Source organism: Neorhizobium petrolearium, from assembly GCF_029854435.1.
Taxonomy (GTDB): Bacteria; Pseudomonadota; Alphaproteobacteria; order Rhizobiales; family Rhizobiaceae; genus Neorhizobium; species Neorhizobium petrolearium.
Map to the genome: position 1 here is coordinate 1,296,121 of NZ_CP123000.1, position 18,308 is coordinate 1,314,428.

The following is an 18,308-nucleotide window of genomic DNA, read 5'->3' on the forward strand; positions in this document are numbered from 1 at the left end:
GTGCAAAGGAGGCGCGGTCCGTCGAGGCCAAAACAGGCAGGGCTTCGAGAAAGCAAAAAAAAACAAGGCGGTTAAGCCTTGTTTTAGTTCCGCGTGATCCTTCACCGTTGCCGGGGCAGCGAACAAGCGCGCCTAAGATCTGATCCTCCCAAGACTTGACCGCGAAATGGCAAGAATTTGAACTCCTTGCCTCTTTTGTGAGCTGAACCTAGCTCAAAGGTTGGGCTTTGTCATCCGATTTTTTTGTATTTTTGACACAGTCGGGTAAAATTTTTCAGTTGACAAAAATGTCGCACGCTTGCCACGAAATCCCCACTTTTGGGCGATCTGCAGTGGCAGGCGCACAATCGCGAACATCCAGGCGATTCATGCGGGGGCGGGTTCCCTTGGGAACGCGGAACGGCTATGTACCCTCGCAATATTACTCCAGAAATGGCCGATTCCTGATCAGACAAGGGATAGGCTGGCAACCCTCGGAAATTTCGATGCGCCTCACCCGTTATTTCATGCCCATCCTGAAGGAAAATCCCAAGGAAGCGGAAATCGTCTCCCACCGGCTGATGCTGCGTGCGGGCATGATCCGCCAGCAGAGCCAAGGGATCTATTCCTGGCTGCCGCTGGGAAAACGTGTGCTCGACAAGGTCTGCGCGATTATCCGGGAGGAGCAGGACCGGGCAGGGGCGCTGGAAATCATGATGCCGACGATCCAGTCGTCTGACCTGTGGATCGAAAGCGGTCGCTACAATGACTACGGCGCCGAAATGTTGCGCATCAAGGACCGGCAAGACCGCGCCATGCTCTTCGGGCCGACCAACGAGGAGATGGTGACTGATATTTTCCGTTCCTACATCAAGTCCTACAAGAGCCTGCCGCTCAACCTCTACCACATCCAATGGAAGTTCCGCGACGAGATCCGCCCGCGCTTCGGCACCATGCGCTCGCGTGAGTTCCTGATGAAGGACGCCTATTCCTTCGACCTGACGAAGGAAGACGCGATCCACTCCTATAACCGCATGTTCGCCGCGTATCTGCGCACGTTCTCGCGCATGGGATTGCGGGCGATCCCGATGCGTGCCGATACCGGCCCCATTGGCGGCAACCACAGCCACGAATTCATCATCCTGGCCGATACCGGCGAGTCGGAAGTGTTCTCCCACAAGGATTTCGTGAACTTCGAAATCCCCGGCATCGACACCGATTTCAATGACGTCGACGCGCTGAAGGCGATCTTCGACAAGTGGACCTCGGTCTATGCCGCGACGTCCGAAATGCACGATGAGGCGGCCTTTAACGCCATTCCCGAAGCCGACCGCATGTCCGCCCGCGGCATCGAGGTTGGCCATATCTTCTATTTCGGCACGAAATATTCCGAGCCCATGGGGGCAAAGGTGCAGGGTCCGGATGGCAAGGAACACCTTATTCACGGCGGTTCCTACGGCATCGGCCCGACCCGCCTTGTTCCCGCCATCATCGAAGCATCGCATGACGAGAACGGAATCATCTGGCCGGCGTCCGTCGCGCCCTTCGACGTTGTGGTCATCAACATGAAGCCCGGCGACGAGGCCTGCGACCGCATCTGCGAGACGCTTTATGGCGGGCTCACGACCGTCGGTAAGGACGTGCTCTACGACGATACGGATGAGCGCGCCGGCACCAAGTTCGCGACCGCCGACCTGATCGGCGTGCCGGTTCAGGTGATCGTCGGACCCCGTTCCGCCGCAGGTGGCGAAGTCGAGGTCAAGGACCGCAAAACTGGTCAGCGCGAGACGCTGACCGTCGAAGCAGCGATGAACAGACTTGCCGGCCGATAAGCCAGCGGGTCCGGTGAACAACGATAAGGCGGGCTTGACCGTCAGGCATTGAGGAAACGGCATGGCGAGCGTCGCGGCGAATGGTGAGGCGGAAAAGGCGGAGCGTTCGCCCTCGGCTGGCCCTTTCTCGGCCTTTGAGCGCATGGTTGCCTGGCGTTACCTGCGTTCGCGCCGCCGCGAGGCCTTCATCTCCGTCATTGCCGGCTTTTCCTTCATCGGTATCATGCTGGGTGTCGCCACTCTCATCATCGTCATGGCGGTGATGAACGGTTTCCGCACCGAGCTCATCTCGCGCATCCTCGGCATCAACGGTCACATGATCGTCCAGCCGATCGACGGGCCGTTCACCGATTATGCCGAGCTCACCAAGAAATTCGCGGCTGTTCCCGGCGTCAGGATGGCGCTTCCGTTGGTGGAAGGCCAGACGCTGGCTTCCGGCCGCGGTGGTGCAGGTTCAGGCGCGCTTGTGCGCGGCGTTCGTCCGGAAGATCTCGAAAAGCTCACCGAGGTCGCCGGCAACGTCAAGTCCGGCGATCTGGTCGGTTTCGCTTCAGGGCAGGGCGTCCTGGTCGGCTCGCGGCTTGCGGCCCAGCTCGGCTTGAATGCCGGCGACCAGATCACGTTGATTTCGCCGGAAGGGGACGTGACACCCATGGGCGTCAATCCACGGGTGAAATCCTATCCGATCTCCGGCATTTTCGAGATCGGCATGTCGGAATATGACGCGACGATCATCTACATGCCGCTTGAAGAGTCGCAGCTCTATTTCAATGCCGATGGCCTCGTGCAGTCGATTGAGCTTTTCGTCGACAATCCCGACAATGTCGACGGTATCCGGCCATTGGTGGAGGCCGCGGCCGGCCGGCAGATATTCATCTCCGACTGGCGGCAGCGCAACCAGACCTTCTTTTCCGCGCTCCAGGTGGAACGCAACGTCATGTTCATGATCCTGACGCTGATCGTGCTGGTGGCCGCACTCAACATCATTTCCGGCCTCATCATGCTGGTGAAGGACAAGGGCAGCGATATTGCGATCCTGCGCACCATGGGAGCCGGCGCCGGCGCAATCATGCGCATCTTCTTCATGACCGGGGCCGCGATCGGCATCGTCGGAACGCTCGCCGGCGTCGTGCTCGGCGTCATCGTCTGCCTCAACATCGAATCGATCCGGCAGTTCTTCTCCTGGGTTTCCGGCACAGTCCTCTTCGATCCGGAACTCTATTTCCTCAGCCAGTTGCCGGCGGAGATGAGCTTCCGCGAGACGTTGTCGGTGGTCGTCATGGCGTTGGGGCTTTCCTTCCTCGCCACCATCTTCCCGGCATGGCGGGCCTCGAAGCTCGATCCTGTCCAAGCCCTCCGATACGAATAGGTCCCGATCCTTTATGGCACGCAAAACTGTCTTGCAGCTTTCGGGCGTCCAGCGTCACTACGGCCAGGGCGACACCACGCTTTCGATCCTGAAGGGCGCGGATTTCGAGCTGGTGCGCGGCGAAATGGTGGCGCTGGTCGCGCCGTCCGGTACGGGAAAGTCGACGCTGCTGCATCTTGCCGGCCTGCTTGAGCATCCGGATGACGGCGAGGTCTTCATCGGCGGGCGCCCCTGTAACGATTTGTCTGACGACGAGCGCACCGCGATTCGCCGCTCGGAGATCGGATTCGTCTACCAGTTCCACCATCTCCTGCCGGAATTCACGGCGATCGAGAACATCATGATGCCGCAACTGATCGCCGGCCTTTCGAAGGCAGAGGCGAAGGAACGGGCAGCCCAACTTCTCGACTACATGCGCATCGGCCCTCGGGCCGAGCATCGCCCGGCCGAATTGTCGGGCGGCGAACAGCAGCGCGTGGCGATCGCCCGCGCGGTCGCCAACGCGCCGCGCGTGCTTCTCGCAGACGAGCCGACCGGCAACCTCGACCCCAAGACGGCATCCTATGTCTTTGATGCGCTGGAGGCGCTGGTACGCCAGTCAGGCCTTGCGGCACTGATCGCCACCCACAACCACGAACTTGCCGGCCGCATGGACCGCCGCGTGACGATTGAGGGCGGCAAGGTCGTGGAGATGTGAGGCCGGTTAGGCGCCGGCGATTGGCGCCATATTCCCGTTACCCTGTGCCGGTCACAGAGATCCGGCAGCGCTGCGTCGGTCGCGCGTGTGTCGCACACAACCCCGTGGGGCATCGCGCAAAGACGTAAGACCATATCGCCGCAGAGGAACCGGAGTTGTGCGGAAAAACTTGGCTGAACGGGATACGTCACGTGTCATTTGTAAATTTCGATACGGGGCACTCGATGTGTCCCGACCGCTCCTGAAAACAACCGTGATCGCCAAGGGGGACTTCCCCTCGTTTCCCCTATGAAAATATGCTGGCAGACGGCTTATCGCCCCTTGCAGATGTCTTGCCCGATCTCGTTCTCCCATTGAGCGACCGGAACCGCGCCTGGCGTGCCGGCGATCGGCTGGCCGTTCACTTTGCCTTTGCCTGTCAGCAAGTTGACGTCGCATTCGATCGGGTCCGGCACGTCCTCTGAAAAGCTGAAGCCCGCCACCAGGAAATCCGAGTTCCGATAGGCAAGCGTGAGCCTGATCTCGTAATGCCGCTGCCCGGGCGTATCGTTTTTCGCCGTTACCAGAATTGATCCGTTCTGCAAGGCGGCGATTGCAACCGATTCTCCCGCATAGATAAACGAGCCGGGCACTTTGTTCGCGGCAGCTGCCTTGAGCGTCATCCGTCCTTCGTAGGGTTCGGCGAGATAGATGTAGATGCCATTGCCGTCCGCGCCGTGTTTCGGTGGCGGACGCACGATCATGGCGAGATCGCTGTCGCCATCCCGGTCAAAATCTCCCGTCGCGACGGCGGCGATTCGGCTGGGATCGATCACCTTTTCGGCCATCGCCGGGCTGGCAAGGAGATAGGCGACAAGAATTGCAAGTTTTCTCATGTGGAAGGTTCCTGCGTCTGTTGTGCTAATCCTAGCCCACCAAAACCTCTTGGAAAAAGGCTTTTCTCCAATTTTAACCATAATCCCGAAACCGGATTTCTCCTTTTGTTCTTCTGTTGACTTTTGTACAAAAAGAGAACAAATTGAAAACATAACGAACACGGGAGACGACGATGACTGACATTCTTCGTGACATTGCCGCATTCGCTTCCATCGCCACCTTCGTGGCAAGCCTGTCCATGCTCGTCATGGCCATGTGAGGGAAGTCTCGCTTAAGGCCTCGTCATCCGAAAGACGTTGAGCGAGGAAATCTGAACTGGACTCTCGGCAAGCCGCACCGGAAAATAGCCCGATTCATGAAGTGGGTAAGGCGCGGACATGGCAGATACGGCGAACGTAAAATCGGGATCGGAATCGTTGGGCGATAGCCCGCAATTCGTTCACCTTCGCGTTCACTCCGCCTATTCGCTTCTTGAAGGGGCACTGCCGCTCAAGAAGATACTTTCCAAGGCGGTTGCGGATCATCAGCCCGCGATCGCGATCACCGACACGAACAATCTCTTCGTTGCGCTGGAATTTGCCCAGAAGGCGATCGATGAAGGGCTGCAGCCGATCATTGGCTGTCAGCTTTCGATCGATATGGAAGACCAGTCGGAAGAGCGACGCGCCGGCCATCAGCAGCTTGCCAAGCTGCCGGCGATTGTCGTGCTTGCGGCGACGGCTGCGGGCTACGAAAGGCTGGTCGACCTTATCAGCCGCGCCTATCTGAGCGGCGAGGGACACGGCGCCGTGCATATCTGCAGTTCCTGGCTGGAGGAGGGCGGCACCGAAGGGTTGATCGCGCTTACCGGAGCTTCGGGCGGGCCGGTCGACATGGCCTTGAAGGATGGGAATGCGGTGCTTGCCGAGGCGCGGCTGCTGAAGCTGAGGGAAATCTTTAGCGACCGGATTTATGTCGAACTGCAGCGCCACGGTTCATTTGACCGGCGGCATGAGCAGAAGATGGTGACTCTTGCCTATGACCATGACCTGCCGCTGGTCGCAACGAACGAGGCTTTCTTCCCGTCGAAGGCGGATTACGACGCCCATGACGCGCTGATGGCGGTCGCCCATAATGCGATCGTTTCGGATGATAACCGCTTCCGTCTGACGCCTGATCATTATCTGAAAAGCCGGGCTGAAATGGCAGCCCTGTTTGCCGACCTGCCGGAAGCGCTGGAGAACACGGTCGAGGTCGCCCGACGATGCTCCTTCATCCTGAAGACGCGAAAGCCGATCCTGCCGCGCTTTACCGGGGCGACGGCAGATCCGGAAGAGGCCGAACGGGCCGAGGCGGCGGAACTGCGCCGTCAGGCGAACGAGGGGCTGGAGAACCGCATTGCAACGCTTGGAATGACGAGCGGCTATACGGAACAGGACTACCGCGAGCGTCTGGACTTCGAGCTTGGCGTTATCGAGCGCATGAAGTTCCCGGGTTACTTCCTGATCGTGTCGGACTTCATCAAATGGGCAAAGCAGCACAATATTCCAGTCGGCCCGGGCCGCGGTTCGGGTGCCGGTTCGTTGGTGGCATACGCGCTGACGATCACCGATGTTGACCCGTTGCGCTTCTCGCTGCTTTTCGAGCGCTTCCTCAATCCGGAACGCGTCTCGATGCCCGACTTCGACATCGATTTCTGCCAGGACCGCCGTGAAGAGGTGATCCGCTACGTGCAAGCCAAATACGGCCGCGAGCAGGTGGCGCAGATCATCACCTTCGGTTCGCTGCAGGCGCGCGCCGCGCTGCGCGACGTCGGTCGTGTGCTGGAAATGCCCTACGGCCAGGTCGACAAGATCTGCAAACTCGTGCCGAACAACCCGGCCAACCCGACGCCGCTGTCGAAGGCGATCGAGGAAGAGCCGAAGCTGCAGGAAGAGGCGGACAAGGAGCCCGTCGTCCAGCGCCTTCTCGACATCGCCCAGAAGATCGAGGGCCTTTACCGCCACGCCTCGACCCATGCCGCTGGCATAGTGATCGGCGATCGGCCGCTCTCGAAGCTCGTGCCGATGTATCGAGACCCGCGTTCGGACATGCCGGTTACCCAGTTCAACATGAAATGGGTGGAGCAGGCGGGCCTGGTGAAGTTCGACTTCCTCGGTTTGAAGACACTGACGGTGCTGAAGACTGCCGTCGATTTTTGCAGGAAGCGCGATATCGAAATCGATCTCGCCAAGATACCGCTGGACGACCAGAAGACTTATGAGATGCTTTCCCGCGGCGAAACGGTCGGCGTGTTCCAGGTGGAAAGTGCCGGCATGCGCAAGGCGCTGATCGGCATGCGGCCGGACTGCATCGAGGACATCATCGCGCTGGTCGCGCTCTACCGCCCCGGTCCGATGGAGAATATCCCAACCTATAATGCCCGCAAGCACGGCGAGGAGGAGATCGAATCGATCCACCCGATGATCGATTATCTGCTCAAGGAGACCCAAGGGGTCATCGTCTACCAGGAACAGGTCATGCAGATCGCCCAGGTGCTCTCAGGCTATTCGCTCGGCGAGGCCGACCTTTTGCGTCGTGCCATGGGCAAGAAAATCAAAGCCGAGATGGACCAGCAGCGCGAGCGCTTTGTCGACGGCGCGGTGAAGAACGGCGTCTCCAAGGCGCAGGCCGACAACATCTTCGAACTGCTTGCAAAGTTCGCGAACTACGGCTTCAACAAGTCGCACGCGGCGGCCTACGCGATCGTCTCCTACCAGACCGCCTATATGAAGGCGCATTACCCGGTCGAGTTCCTCGCCGCGTCGATGACCTACGATATGGCGAACACCGAGAAGCTCAACGACTTCCGGCAGGACGCCGGGCGCCTCGGCATTGCCGTCATTCCACCGTCCGTCCAGACCTCCTACAGGCATTTCGAGACGGGCGAGAACAAGATCTTTTATGCGCTGGCCGCCATTAAGGGTGTTGGCGACTCGGCCGTGGAACATATCACGGCCGTGCGCGGCGACCGGCCATTCAGGAGCATCGAGGATTTCTGCCTCAGGATCGATCCGAAGCAGATCAACCGGCGCGTCATGGAAAGCCTGATCTCGGCGGGCGCCTTCGATTGCTTCGGCATCGATCGTGCCGAATTGATCGGCGGGCTTGACCGCATCATCGGTTATGCGCAGCGCGCCCAGGAGGAGAAAGTCAGCGGCCAGTCGGATTTCTTCGGCTCGTCGGCGAGCTCTGGCCCCGAAAAGCTCGTTCTGCCGCCTTTCGATCCGTGGACGCCGTCGGAAAAGCTGATGCGCGAGTACCAAGTTCTCGGCTTCTATCTCTCTGCTCATCCTCTCGATTCTTATGCAAATATTCTTGCCAAGATGCGGGTGCAGACCTTTGCGGAATTCTCCGTCTCGGTGAAGGGAGGGGCAAGTTTCGGAAAGCTCGCGGGCACCGTGACGAGCCGCCAGGAGCGCAAGACCCGCACCGGCAACAAGATGGGCATCGTGGCGTTTTCGGATTCTTCCGGCCAGTTCGAGGCCGTCCTGTTCTCGGAAGGACTTGCGCAATACCGCGATCTCCTTGAACCCGGCAAATCGCTGCTTATTACCGTGCAGGCGGAGGAGCGGCCGGAAGGCATCGGGCTTCGCATCCAGACGGCCCAGTCGCTGGAGGAGAAATCCGTGCAGATGCAGAAGGCGTTGCGCGTCTATGTTCGAGATTCAGGGCCTTTGAGGATGGTAGCCCGGCATCTGAATGCCCGAGGCGACGGACTGGTCTCTTTCGTCGTCATCAAGGATGATGGCAAACGCGAGATCGAGGTGGAACTGACAGAGAAATATCGCATCTCGCCGGAAATCGCCGCAGCATTGCGCGCGGCGCCGGGCGTCCTCGACGTGGAACTGGTATAGAGCCGGCTCGGCGGTTTCGATCGCGCGCCGTACCTTTAATAGAGACCGATCGAACGATATTGCGCTCTTGCTTGCGATTGGCGAACGGGCCGAGGCTTGGTCACGGAATTTTTGGCTTGGCTAATCGTGGGTTGAGAGTGCGTGATGGTTACAAAATCGGTGCCTTTGCCGGTTTCCGGTCCAAGGCCCTGGTCGTTGATCGTCACCGACGTGCCATCGGTCATCAGCGTCTCGATCCGGTCGCGGATATCGGCCGGGATTTCGATGCGGTCGAACGCGCGGGCGGTGGCATCCGGGGCATTGGGGTCATCGGCGACTGCGATGCCGAGCCGCTTCATCGTTGCATCGCTCAGCTGGTTCGGCAGAGTTATCCCAAGCCACTCGGCAGTCTCGGCGCTGTGCTCGACTTTGTCGACAGTGAAGAAATGCGTGCCGAGAGCAATTTGCGGGTCCTTGATGCCGACCGGCGCCTCGAACAGCGATTCGAAATTCTGCCGCACCATGATCTGGCCGGCCGGCGGCTGCGGCTTGCCGGCAGTCTCATAGAGCGCATTCAGGAATTCCGGCGTCATCAGCGGCCCTTTGAGGGAAAGGTTCTTCCAGCGCTTGAAGCCGGCAATGGCGCTGCGGGTCAGGGGGCCGGCGAAGCCGTCGGCGCCGCCGGTCTCGAAGCCGAGATCCTGCAGGATCACCTGCACATCCATCAGCATTTCGCGCTCGCTGCGACGGGTGATGAGGATACGCAACGGTGCTGCATCTTCGTCTGCGGCCGCCGCGCTCCGCGCATCCGTCACAATGGCCGGACGAGCGAGCGAAGGATTGTCCGGAACGACATTCATTGCCACCTCGACCGGTTTGGAATCCCCTCGGATCGAGGAGGTCCTGAGCTCGACATCCGGAAAGAGCGGCCCGGCTGGCAGGGGTTTGCGCGGCATGAAGAGATTCGTGCTCTCGATCCGTTCCGGCGCGATCTGTGCATCTATGATGATCACATGGGCGCCGCGCTCGGTCATCTGGTAGAGCGATTTCGCGAATGCGCCCGGCATACGCACGCAGCCGTGCGAGGCTGGATAGTTCGGCACGCTGCTGGATTCGTGAAGCGCAATCCCTGACCAGGTCAGCCGCTGCATCCAGGGCATGGGTGCGTTCGAATAGATGTTCGATTCGTGATATTTGCGCTTCTCGAGGATCGAGAAGATGCCGCTCGGCGTCGAGTGTCCCGCCTTGCCGGTGGAAACATTCGAGGTCGCAACGACCGTGTCGCCATCATAGACCGTGAGGGATTGCTTATCCTTGGAAACGATGATCTGCAGCGTGCGGGCGCCTTCCGCGAAGGCTGCATGCGACAGCATGGTCGCAGATAGAAAACCAAACCCGAACATCAGGTGACGCAACATAACCGACCCCATACGCAATACATGACCCGTATATTAGCGCATGAGGTTAAAGAAGGTTTTCGGCGGCGGGGATAATCTTAAGATCATGGTTAAGAACGGATCACCTTTCATGGATCGCGCCGGCGATCCCCGAACGTGTAGCCGGTTTCGACCGCCGCCTTGCCGAACTTGTCGCGCAGCTTGTCCATCGCCGCCTCGGCCGCGGCGCGGCGCCCGGCCTGCGTGTCGACGAGGTCCGGCGGATCGGCGAGCGCCGGATCGGTGAGGTCGGTGAGGCCTATGCCGATCAAGCGGAATTTCGTGCCGTCGGTCTCGTGCTCCATCAGCGCAAGTCCGGTTCGGAAGATGCGGTCGGCAAGCTGGGTCGGATCTTCGAGCCGCCTGTTGCGGGTACGGCTTTTGAAGTCGGCGGTCTTCATCTTGAGCACCACGGTCCTGCCGGCAATGCCGTGCTTCTTCAGCCGCGCGGATACTTTTTCCGAGAGCCGGCGCAGGATCGGCACGAGGTCGTCATGGCGCGAGATATCGTCGAAGAACGTGGTTTCGGCCGAAACGCTCTTGGCCGCCTCGTTCGGATGCACCTCGCGATCGTCGATGCCGCGCGAAAGCCGGTAGAGCCGCTGGCCCATCGTGCCGTAGCGGCGCATCAGATCGCCTTCCTCCATGGTCTGGAGCTGGCCGATGGTGCGGATGCCGTCCGCTTCCAGCGTCGCGTTGAAGGCCTTCCCGACGCCCCAGATCGTGGTGACGGGGCGGGCGGCCAGAAATTCCAGCGCCTCCTCCCGGCCGATCACCGAGAACCCCCGCGGTTTCTGGAGATCGGAGGCGACCTTCGCGAGGAATTTGCAGTAGGACAGCCCGATGGAGATGGTGATACCGAGTTCACTCTGCACACGGGTGGCCAGTTTGGCGAGGATGCGCGCAGGCCGATCGTGATGCAGGCGTTCGGTGCCAGCGAGTTCGACAAAGGCCTCGTCGATGGAAAGTGGCTGCACGAGCGGTGTCAGGTCCATCATCATCTGCCGCACCTGACGACCGACCGACACATATTTCTCCATGTTCGGCCGGATGACGACGGCATCGGGACAAAGCTCCAGCGCCTTGAACATCGGCATGGCCGATCGTACGCCGTTGATGCGAGCGATATAGCAGGCGGTAGAGACGACACCGCGTTTGCCCCCGCCGATGATGACCGGCTTGTCTGCGAGTTCCGGGGCGTCGCGCTTCTCAATCGTCGCATAGAAGGCGTCGCAATCGATATGCGCCAGCGTGAGATCGTAGAGTTCCCTGTGATAGACGAGGCGGGGACTGCCGCAGGCGCGGCAGCGGCGCACCTCTGCCTTCTGCTCAGCAAGGCAGTCGCGACAGAAGCCGGGTGTCTTGTCAGGCGCGGGCGTCATGATGAGAACAAAGGTTGAACGCCGCGACGATAAGCCCTAAGCTTGCGACTCTCAAGAGAGAAGCGAGCCGGCATGGAAGTCTTCGCAGCCTATCCACTGACACCTGAGCGATGGGATGATTTTGAAACGCTGTTTGGACCGAGCGGCGCCTGTTACGGCTGCTGGTGCACCTATTTCCGGATGCCCGCGGCGGAACGGAAAGTGCTGGACGGCGCGGCCAAGAAGGAATTCATTCGCAACCGCATCGAGACAGGCCCGCCGCCCGGTGTGCTCGGATATGTGGAAGGCCAGCCGATGGCCTGGGTGCAGGTGGGGCCGCGCGCCGATGTTCCGCAATGGAATTCGCCCCGTACGGTATCTCGACCGTTGGACCCTGCGGATGCCGGGGACCCGTTGGTCTGGGCGGTAAGCTGTTTCTTCATCGGCAGTCGCCATCGTAGAAAGGGCAACAGCCACCGGATTTTGGATGCGGCGATCCGATTTGCGAGAGAAAGCGGGGCCAGAAGCATCGAAGCCTGTCCCATGGAGCAGGCAAAGACGTCGAAATCGCTTGGTCTCTATGTCGGCTCGATGAGAGTCTTCGAGGCGGCCGGGTTTAGGGAGGTGGCACGCCGCAAGGAGGGGCGGCCGTTGATGCGGCTCGAATTCTAGCTTAGGCAGCGCCGGAACGGATATGAGCCCGGATGAGTTGTGCGGCATGTGGCCAGTCTGTCGCCCGTACGATGTTTCCAGCAGGCTTCGGAGCAAGGACATGCAGCGGCGAGTCCGGCATCATGTGAAGGAGGAGGCATTGTGCGAGATGATCCCGCACCGAATGAAGGTTATGCGCCATGTCGTCGATGAAGATCGAAGGCAAGGGGCGTTCCGCATGCAGTCTTTGCACGATCGGTCCCTTGGGCTCTTCGCTGGCAATCAGCGGAAAGGCGAGCCCGAGACGGTCGAGAAGCCGGCGACGATGTTCCTGGTAAAGCGGCGGCATCGCGGTGAGGAAGACGACGTCGACGTCACGGCCGAGCGTTTCGAGCGTCTGGACGACGAGATCGAAGGGGAACTGCCAGCTTTCCTGTGCCTCGAAGAAGGCTTCGACCAGCCGGCGGACATCGCCCTGTTCGAGGGCAATCCGGGTCTGGGTGGAGATGATATTGCCGGTAAGCCGGAAGGAGCGCGGCAAAAGTTCATGGCCTTCGCCCCGCAGGAAATCCTGAAAGGGAGCCACGAAATGCAGCACGACATCGTCGACATCGCAGACGATGAGTGGGCGATCGCGAAGGCGTACATGGGAAAGATCGGTGCGGAGGTCGAAAATCTCGGTCATCTCAATATTCGCCGGAATCAGGTCCTGGGCCGGAATAGTGGCGCCAGGCGGCAGCCACGGTTTCCGGTTTTGTGCCCGTTGCTTCGCAAAAGGCAAGCAGCGTCGGCTCATGGCCCATCAGGAAATCGATCATGCCGGCCAGAAAGCCTGGATCGTTTGCAGCACCCCGCAATTGGTTCGGCTGCAGGCCGGAAAGCGCCAGGAACCGGCCAAGCATCTCCGGCTCGTTGGCAAGCCAGCCGAGAATGGCGGTCGCCGTTTCCTCGGCATCGGCCGAATTGCTTCGGCTATATTCGGTTTCGCGCCGCATCATCTGCCAAGTTACCTTTTTCTCAACCAAATGGCCTTACCGTGCCTGAATGGGGCTCTGTGGAATCGACCGTTCCGGGAGCTTATATACTGAAGGCACGCTTGCAAGACAGGAACGGATCGCCATGCCCAAACGGGTCATGATTGTCGAGGACAATGAGCTTAACATGAAGCTCTTCCGCGACCTGATCGAAGCATCGGGATATGACACGATCCAGACCCGCAACGGAATGGAAGCGCTCGATCTTGCCCGCAAGCATCGTCCTGATCTCATTCTCATGGACATCCAGCTTCCGGAAGTGTCCGGTCTCGAAGTCACGAAGTGGCTGAAGGAAGACGACGAGCTTCACGTAATTCCCGTCATCGCCGTGACCGCCTTTGCCATGAAGGGCGACGAGGAACGCATCCGCCAGGGCGGCTGCGAAGCCTATGTCTCCAAGCCCATCTCGGTGCCAAAATTCATCGAAACCATCAAGACTTATCTGGGCGACGCATGAGATCGGGACGGGCGTCATGACCGCGCGCATTTTGGTAGTCGACGATATTCCGGCAAACGTGAAGCTTCTCGAAGCCCGACTTCTCGCGGAGTATTTTGACGTGCTGACGGCAGATGATGGCTACAAGGCGCTTGCGATTTGCGACAGTACCCACGTTGACCTGATCCTGCTCGATATCATGATGCCAGGCCTGGATGGCTTCGAGGTCTGCGAGCGGCTGAAAGCCAATCCGCGCACCGCCCATATTCCGGTCGTCATGGTGACCGCGCTTGATCAGCCGTCTGACCGTGTGCGCGGCCTGAAGGCCGGTGCCGACGATTTCCTGACCAAGCCGGTCAACGACCTGCAGCTCATCTCGCGGGTGAAAAGCCTGGTGCGGTTGAAGACGCTGAGCGACGAATTGCGCATTCGGGCCGACACTGCACATAATCTTGCGCTCGAGGACATCCTGAAGGGCACGGACGGTCGCGACGAACCGGCCCAGGTATTGCTTGTCGATGGCCGCGCGAGTTCCCAGGAGCGCATCATCAAGGCACTGAAGCCGGTGGCGGACGTGATCGCCATGTCGGATCCGCAGGCAGCACTTTTCGAGGCGGCGGAAAATCCGATCGATCTCGTGATCGTCAACGCCAATTTCGACGAATACGACCCCTTGCGTCTCTGCTCACAGCTTCGTTCTATTGAGCGCACCCGTTTCCTGCCGCTGCTTCTGGTGACGGACCTGGGCGCCGACGATGTCGTCGTCCGCGCGCTCGATCTCGGCGTCAATGACTACATCGTCCGGCCGATCGATCCGAACGAACTTCTTGCCCGCGTGCTCACGCAGATCAAGCGCAAGCGCTACAATGACCGTCTGCGCATGAGCGTCCGTCAGACGATCGAGCTTGCCGTGACCGACGGGCTGACTGGCCTCAACAATCGCCGTTATCTCGACAATCATCTGAAAGTGCTGTTCAACCGGGCAGCCGCGCGGTCCCGCCTGTTGTCCGTTTGCATCACCGACATCGACCGCTTCAAATCGGTCAACGATACCTACGGACACGATGCGGGCGACGAAGTGCTGAAGGAATTCGCCGCGCGTATCCGCTCGACGGTGAGGGGAGCCGATCTTGCCTGCCGCTACGGCGGCGAAGAATTCGTGGTCGTCATGCCCGATACGGACGCGGTTGCGGCGGCCGCAATTGCCGAGCGTCTTCGCGGCATCATCGAAAGCCAGCCCTTTGCCCTGAAGGCGGCCGGCGCCACGCTCAATATAACGGCCTCGCTTGGGATTGCCTGCAACACTTACGGCGCGGAGACCCCGGAGCAGCTCCTGAAGCAGGCCGACCGCGCACTCTACGAAGCCAAGTCGGGCGGCCGTAACAGAGTGGTCGCGGCTGCTGCGTAAGAGCTGTATAAGAGAATTGTCTTGCGGACGGTAATGCAGCCATGCGCGCGAGTTGGGCGCTGTGGAAAAAGCCATTTGATCTATCAATTTTTATAGGCCAGACCAATTTTTTGCGGGTCGGAATTGGTGTAAGAATTTTTATGAATAGTAGTCGGGAAATCCAGCTGCAGTGCAGCATCCGGGTGGCTGCGGATGTATCCAAGGTGTCTTCAGATCAGTTGCACGAGAATAGATAAGCCAATTGGCTCTCAGGTTTTGTCGGTCTTGGAGGGATAGACAGCGCCTGTTCAAGATATTCTTAGGCACTGTCGGCCAATTTCTAAGATTCCAGAACCATCGGGAAACAAGATATCATGGATATGTTTTTTGATGAATATTCGAAAGCACTCAGCAGCGTGTTCTTTCGGCGCCGATTTTAACCAACAACCAAAACAGATCAAATTCCGAATTAAGAATCTGTTGATTTTCTTCCCATTTTGCGCAATTTTGACCGCAATAAAGAAAGAACTCCCGAAGGGGAGATCAATACCCCATGATGCTCAGGTCCGCCGCATCTCCTGGGTCGTGGGGTCGGTCGACCGGCAGGCATGCCAAAGCGGTTCCTCGTGCCGTGATTGCAGGCTGGTCGACCCCCGTTTGAAGGCGCCGCTCCAAGGCCATGGAGCGGCGCCTTTCCGTTTCCGGGCAGCCTGCCACATCCTGAGCACAGTTTTCGGAAAAAAGACAAAAAGAAAAGGCGCCTGGGCCTGTCGGCCAGCGCCTTCCGACAACCATACGATCAAGCTTACTTGATCTTGGTTTCCTTGAATTCGACGTGCTTCTTGGCAACCGGATCGTACTTGGTTTTCGTCATCTTGTCCGTCATCGTACGGCTGTTCTTCGTCGTGACGTAGAAGAAACCGGTGTCAGCCGTCGACAGCAGCTTGATCTTGATGGTCGTAGCTTTCGCCATGGTGGTTCTGCCTCTGAGAAAAATGAAGCCGTGGACGCGGGTAAGCTCCACGGCAAAATCTGGCGCGAAATTACAAATCGCGCCCGAAAAGTCAACTCCGTTTTGACCGGAAAAGTATCCGGCAGGCGGAAACAGCGACATAGAAGCCGAAGAATCCCGCAAGCGCCCAGGCAAAACCGTCATTGCCGGCGACATCGATGGCCGCCCCGATCCCCTGTGGACCTGCCACCGTACCGACGGCATAACAGAAGATGAAGGCAGCATTGGCGGCGGCGAGATCCGGCCCGCTGAGACGCGCTCCCAGATGCGCAAGTCCTACCGTATAGAGGCCGGACACGCAGCCGCCCCAGAAGAACAGGACGACCGCCATCATCAGCCAGTTCTGGATGAGGAAGGGCAGTGCGAGCGAACCGATGACGCCGAGGACCGCCATGGCAGTCAGCAGAGGGCGCCGGTCCTTGAGTTTGTCGGAGAAAAGGCCGAGCGGGATCTGGAAGGCCATGTTGCCGATACCCATTACGGTCAATAGCACGGCCGTCTGGGGCTCGGTGAGAGATTCGCGAAGCGCATAGATCGGAAAGAGTGACAGGCCACCTGCCGAGACCGCACCGAAGGCGAAGACTGCCGCGGTCGCCGTTGGCACCAGGAAGATATAGTGAAAGAAATGCCGATCCGGCTTCGTATCCAGCACGGGACTTTCATGCCGGGCAATGAAGATCGGGATAACGGCGAGCAGAATGACGCCTGCGCCAACCAGGAAAGGCAGGACACCGTCGCTGCCCAGCGCAGAGAAGAGCAGCGGGCCGATCGCGAAGCCGATCGCCAGCACGGTCGCATAGATGCCGAGCACAAGGCCGCGGCGGCGCGGCGGAGCCGCTTCGTTGATCCAGAATTCCGACAGGATGAAGAGCGTCGTCGTCGCGCCATGGAAGGTGAAGCGGAGCGGAAACCACATCCAGAAGTCATCTGCATAATAGAAGCCGATAGCGCTCAAAGCCGCGATCAGCACGGCCAGCATCATGGTCTTTGCGACGCCGTGGTCATGCGCCAGCTTGGTGGTGACGGGAGCGGCGAACATGGAGGCGATGCCGGCCATGGCCGCGTTCAGTCCGATCAAGGTCGACGGTATGCCACGTTTTTCAAGGATGATGCTGAGGAGAGGCAAACCGAGGCCGATGGCGATGCCGACCGCGCTGATGGCGGAAATGGCGGCCATCAGCGACGGCCAGTGTATTTCCTCGACATGGCCGTTGGCGTCAGTCGTCGGCTGAGGCATTCATTATTCCTTACAGTCGGCTGCGGACGAATCGTCCGTGACGCATGAAGTAGAAGGAGACCGGACTGCCAAACGGTAAAGATGGATCGGTAGCCATCAGGTTTCGCACATCCTCCAATACCGCCTGCGTGATGCGCGGGAGTTTCAGACCGTAAAGCTCTGCAATGTCAAGCCAGCGCACATCCTGAAGTTCGCTGGAATCCTTGAGATGCCTCATGTCGAACAGGGTCTCGTCCGAAAAGGCGAGGAAGAAGCGGGTGTCGTAGCGTCGCACGTTGCCGGGCGGCGTGATCGCACGGGCGACATAGCGCAGCCGCGAAAGATCCGCAGCCGCAACCCCTGCGAGACCGGTTTCCTCATGGAGTTCCCGCAAGGCCGCCAGCGCCAGCGCCCGCGCTCGCCTTGATGTCATGCGGGCTGAGGTGCCGGCAAGCAGCTTTTCGGAGACGAGCGGGTCGAGATCGGCGCTGAACGGGAGCGTATGGTCTCCGGCATCGCGCCGCCCGCCGGGAAAGACATAGACATCCGGCATGAAGACATGTCCACTGCCGCGCCGGCCCATCAGCACCCGCGGCCTTTCCGCAGAACGATCGATCAGGATCAGCGACGCAGCATCCTTGGGTCTCACGCCCGCAATCCGGGCATGTTTCAGCGCGTCCATGGCGGATGGCGCGTCTTCCTCGGCGGATGAAATCATGAGATCGGCCCGCCTCGACCGGGATCGGTGGCCTCGTGGTCCGTGCCTCCGAAGCCGTGCATCTTCAGCGCCCATTGCAGGCCGATGACGCCGCCCTTGATCGGCTGGATCGTAAGAATCGCGGCAAGAATCGCGAGCGGCACCCAGATGGCAAGATGCACCCAGGGCGAGACGCGGAAGGCCATGTCGGTCAGCATGTAGCCGGTCAAAAGCACGTGGCCGACCACGAGGATGACGAGATAGGCCGGCAGGTCGTCGGCGCGGTGGTGAAAGATTTCCTCGCCGCAGACGGCGCACGCATCGACCGGCTTTAGGAAGGCCCGGAACAGACGGCCGTCTCCACAATGAGGACAGCGGCAAAGCATACCTCGCCTGATCGAGCGTCCCAGCGGCCGTTCAGGCTCCCGTGCTCCGCCGTATCGGATCGCCTGTTCGCCCTGTTGTACCATT

The 18,308-nt window shown here is 59.8% G+C and carries 16 protein-coding genes; 7 read left to right on the forward strand and 9 right to left on the reverse strand.

The window, feature by feature from the left end:
• The first annotated feature begins 485 nt into the window (after window positions 1-485).
• The 3 genes from proS to QEO92_RS06635 all read left to right on the forward strand — a co-directional run bounded on the left by proS (window position 486) and on the right by QEO92_RS06635 (window position 3,877).
• Window positions 486-1,811, forward strand: coding sequence for a proline--tRNA ligase (gene proS, locus QEO92_RS06625; protein WP_227702549.1), 1,326 nt, complete (start codon window positions 486-488; stop codon window positions 1,809-1,811).
• 61 nt (window positions 1,812-1,872) lie between these two features.
• Window positions 1,873-3,180: a lipoprotein-releasing ABC transporter permease subunit gene (locus QEO92_RS06630; protein ID WP_037150151.1), complete on the forward strand. Its 1,308-nt coding sequence runs from the start codon at window positions 1,873-1,875 to the stop codon at window positions 3,178-3,180.
• A gap of 13 nt (window positions 3,181-3,193) precedes the next feature.
• A complete protein-coding gene (locus QEO92_RS06635) occupies window positions 3,194-3,877 on the forward strand; it encodes an ABC transporter ATP-binding protein (RefSeq protein WP_037150148.1) in 684 nt (227 codons plus the stop codon).
• A gap of 311 nt (window positions 3,878-4,188) precedes the next feature.
• Here the strand turns inward: QEO92_RS06635 and QEO92_RS06640 are convergent, their stop codons facing one another.
• Window positions 4,189-4,752, reverse strand: a complete 564-nt coding sequence (locus QEO92_RS06640) for an FG-GAP repeat protein (RefSeq protein WP_227702550.1) — start codon at window positions 4,750-4,752, stop codon at window positions 4,189-4,191.
• Between the two features lie 378 nt (window positions 4,753-5,130).
• Between QEO92_RS06640 and dnaE the strand changes: the two genes are divergently transcribed.
• Entirely contained in the window at window positions 5,131-8,628 is a 3,498-nt protein-coding gene (dnaE, locus tag QEO92_RS06645; protein ID WP_227702551.1) for a DNA polymerase III subunit alpha, read from the forward strand.
• Window positions 8,629-8,663: 35 nt separating this feature from the next.
• On the opposite strand, the gene QEO92_RS06650 is transcribed toward dnaE, so the two are convergent.
• Both QEO92_RS06650 and QEO92_RS06655 read right to left on the reverse strand, forming a co-directional pair.
• Window positions 8,664-10,025 (reverse strand): L,D-transpeptidase family protein, encoded by a 1,362-nt coding sequence (locus QEO92_RS06650; RefSeq protein ID WP_081952802.1) that lies wholly within the window; start codon window positions 10,023-10,025, stop codon window positions 8,664-8,666.
• Window positions 10,026-10,132: 107 nt separating this feature from the next.
• A complete protein-coding gene (locus QEO92_RS06655) occupies window positions 10,133-11,425 on the reverse strand; it encodes a DNA polymerase IV (RefSeq protein ID WP_037150139.1) in 1,293 nt (430 codons plus the stop codon).
• Window positions 11,426-11,497: 72 nt separating this feature from the next.
• Here QEO92_RS06655 and QEO92_RS06660 point away from each other — a divergent pair, with 72 nt between their 5' ends.
• Window positions 11,498-12,076 (forward strand): GNAT family N-acetyltransferase, encoded by a 579-nt coding sequence (locus tag QEO92_RS06660; protein ID WP_227702552.1) that lies wholly within the window; start codon window positions 11,498-11,500, stop codon window positions 12,074-12,076.
• Between the two features lies 1 nt (window position 12,077).
• Here QEO92_RS06660 and QEO92_RS06665 read toward each other — a convergent pair whose 3' ends face one another.
• Together QEO92_RS06665 and QEO92_RS06670 are read right to left on the reverse strand one after the other, a co-directional pair.
• Complete coding sequence (locus QEO92_RS06665) at window positions 12,078-12,740, reverse strand: hypothetical protein (RefSeq protein WP_227702553.1); 663 nt, start codon at window positions 12,738-12,740, stop codon at window positions 12,078-12,080.
• Window position 12,741: 1 nt separating this feature from the next.
• Entirely contained in the window at window positions 12,742-13,050 is a 309-nt protein-coding gene (locus QEO92_RS06670; protein WP_227705106.1) for a DUF3572 domain-containing protein, read from the reverse strand.
• Between the two features lie 124 nt (window positions 13,051-13,174).
• Between QEO92_RS06670 and QEO92_RS06675 the strand changes: the two genes are divergently transcribed.
• Window positions 13,175-13,546, forward strand: coding sequence for a response regulator (locus QEO92_RS06675; protein ID WP_007765577.1), 372 nt, complete (start codon window positions 13,175-13,177; stop codon window positions 13,544-13,546).
• A 16-nt stretch (window positions 13,547-13,562) separates the two neighbouring features.
• Complete coding sequence (locus QEO92_RS06680) at window positions 13,563-14,933, forward strand: PleD family two-component system response regulator (RefSeq protein WP_037150132.1); 1,371 nt, start codon at window positions 13,563-13,565, stop codon at window positions 14,931-14,933.
• A 784-nt stretch (window positions 14,934-15,717) separates the two neighbouring features.
• Here the strand turns inward: QEO92_RS06680 and rpmG are convergent.
• The 4 genes from rpmG to QEO92_RS06700 form a co-directional block, all read right to left on the reverse strand.
• On the reverse strand, window positions 15,718-15,885 hold the full coding sequence (rpmG, locus tag QEO92_RS06685) for a 50S ribosomal protein L33 (protein ID WP_003547442.1): 168 nt from the start codon (window positions 15,883-15,885) through the stop codon (window positions 15,718-15,720).
• Window positions 15,886-15,976: 91 nt separating this feature from the next.
• The gene (locus QEO92_RS06690; RefSeq protein ID WP_037150131.1) at window positions 15,977-17,161 is read right to left on the reverse strand and encodes an MFS transporter; all 1,185 of its coding nucleotides are present in this window, start codon (window positions 17,159-17,161) and stop codon (window positions 15,977-15,979) included.
• Between the two features lie 10 nt (window positions 17,162-17,171).
• Window positions 17,172-17,822, reverse strand: coding sequence for an NUDIX hydrolase (locus QEO92_RS06695; protein ID WP_227705107.1), 651 nt, complete (start codon window positions 17,820-17,822; stop codon window positions 17,172-17,174).
• A 32-nt stretch (window positions 17,823-17,854) separates the two neighbouring features.
• Window positions 17,855-18,307 (reverse strand): DUF983 domain-containing protein, encoded by a 453-nt coding sequence (locus QEO92_RS06700; protein WP_037150129.1) that lies wholly within the window; start codon window positions 18,305-18,307, stop codon window positions 17,855-17,857.
• Window position 18,308 lies beyond the last annotated feature (1 nt).

Excerpts from the sequence above, each read along its gene's own strand:
- proS (WP_227702549.1), top strand. The coding sequence starts at position 486 with ATGCGCCTCACCCGTTATTTCATGCCCATCCTGAAGGAAAATCCCAAG.
- QEO92_RS06630 (WP_037150151.1), top strand. The coding sequence starts at position 1,873 with ATGGCGAGCGTCGCGGCGAATGGTGAGGCGGAAAAGGCGGAGCGTTCG.
- QEO92_RS06635 (WP_037150148.1), top strand. The coding sequence starts at position 3,194 with ATGGCACGCAAAACTGTCTTGCAGCTTTCGGGCGTCCAGCGTCACTAC.
- QEO92_RS06640 (WP_227702550.1), bottom strand. The coding sequence starts at position 4,752 with ATGAGAAAACTTGCAATTCTTGTCGCCTATCTCCTTGCCAGCCCGGCG.
- dnaE (WP_227702551.1), top strand. The coding sequence starts at position 5,131 with ATGGCAGATACGGCGAACGTAAAATCGGGATCGGAATCGTTGGGCGAT.
- QEO92_RS06650 (WP_081952802.1), bottom strand. The coding sequence starts at position 10,025 with ATGTTGCGTCACCTGATGTTCGGGTTTGGTTTTCTATCTGCGACCATG.
- QEO92_RS06655 (WP_037150139.1), bottom strand. The coding sequence starts at position 11,425 with ATGACGCCCGCGCCTGACAAGACACCCGGCTTCTGTCGCGACTGCCTT.
- QEO92_RS06660 (WP_227702552.1), top strand. The coding sequence starts at position 11,498 with ATGGAAGTCTTCGCAGCCTATCCACTGACACCTGAGCGATGGGATGAT.
- QEO92_RS06665 (WP_227702553.1), bottom strand. The coding sequence starts at position 12,740 with ATGACCGAGATTTTCGACCTCCGCACCGATCTTTCCCATGTACGCCTT.
- QEO92_RS06670 (WP_227705106.1), bottom strand. The coding sequence starts at position 13,050 with ATGCGGCGCGAAACCGAATATAGCCGAAGCAATTCGGCCGATGCCGAG.
- QEO92_RS06675 (WP_007765577.1), top strand. The coding sequence starts at position 13,175 with ATGCCCAAACGGGTCATGATTGTCGAGGACAATGAGCTTAACATGAAG.
- QEO92_RS06680 (WP_037150132.1), top strand. The coding sequence starts at position 13,563 with ATGACCGCGCGCATTTTGGTAGTCGACGATATTCCGGCAAACGTGAAG.
- rpmG (WP_003547442.1), bottom strand. The coding sequence starts at position 15,885 with ATGGCGAAAGCTACGACCATCAAGATCAAGCTGCTGTCGACGGCTGAC.
- QEO92_RS06690 (WP_037150131.1), bottom strand. The coding sequence starts at position 17,161 with ATGCCTCAGCCGACGACTGACGCCAACGGCCATGTCGAGGAAATACAC.
- QEO92_RS06695 (WP_227705107.1), bottom strand. The coding sequence starts at position 17,822 with ATGGACGCGCTGAAACATGCCCGGATTGCGGGCGTGAGACCCAAGGAT.
- QEO92_RS06700 (WP_037150129.1), bottom strand. The coding sequence starts at position 18,307 with ATGGTACAACAGGGCGAACAGGCGATCCGATACGGCGGAGCACGGGAG.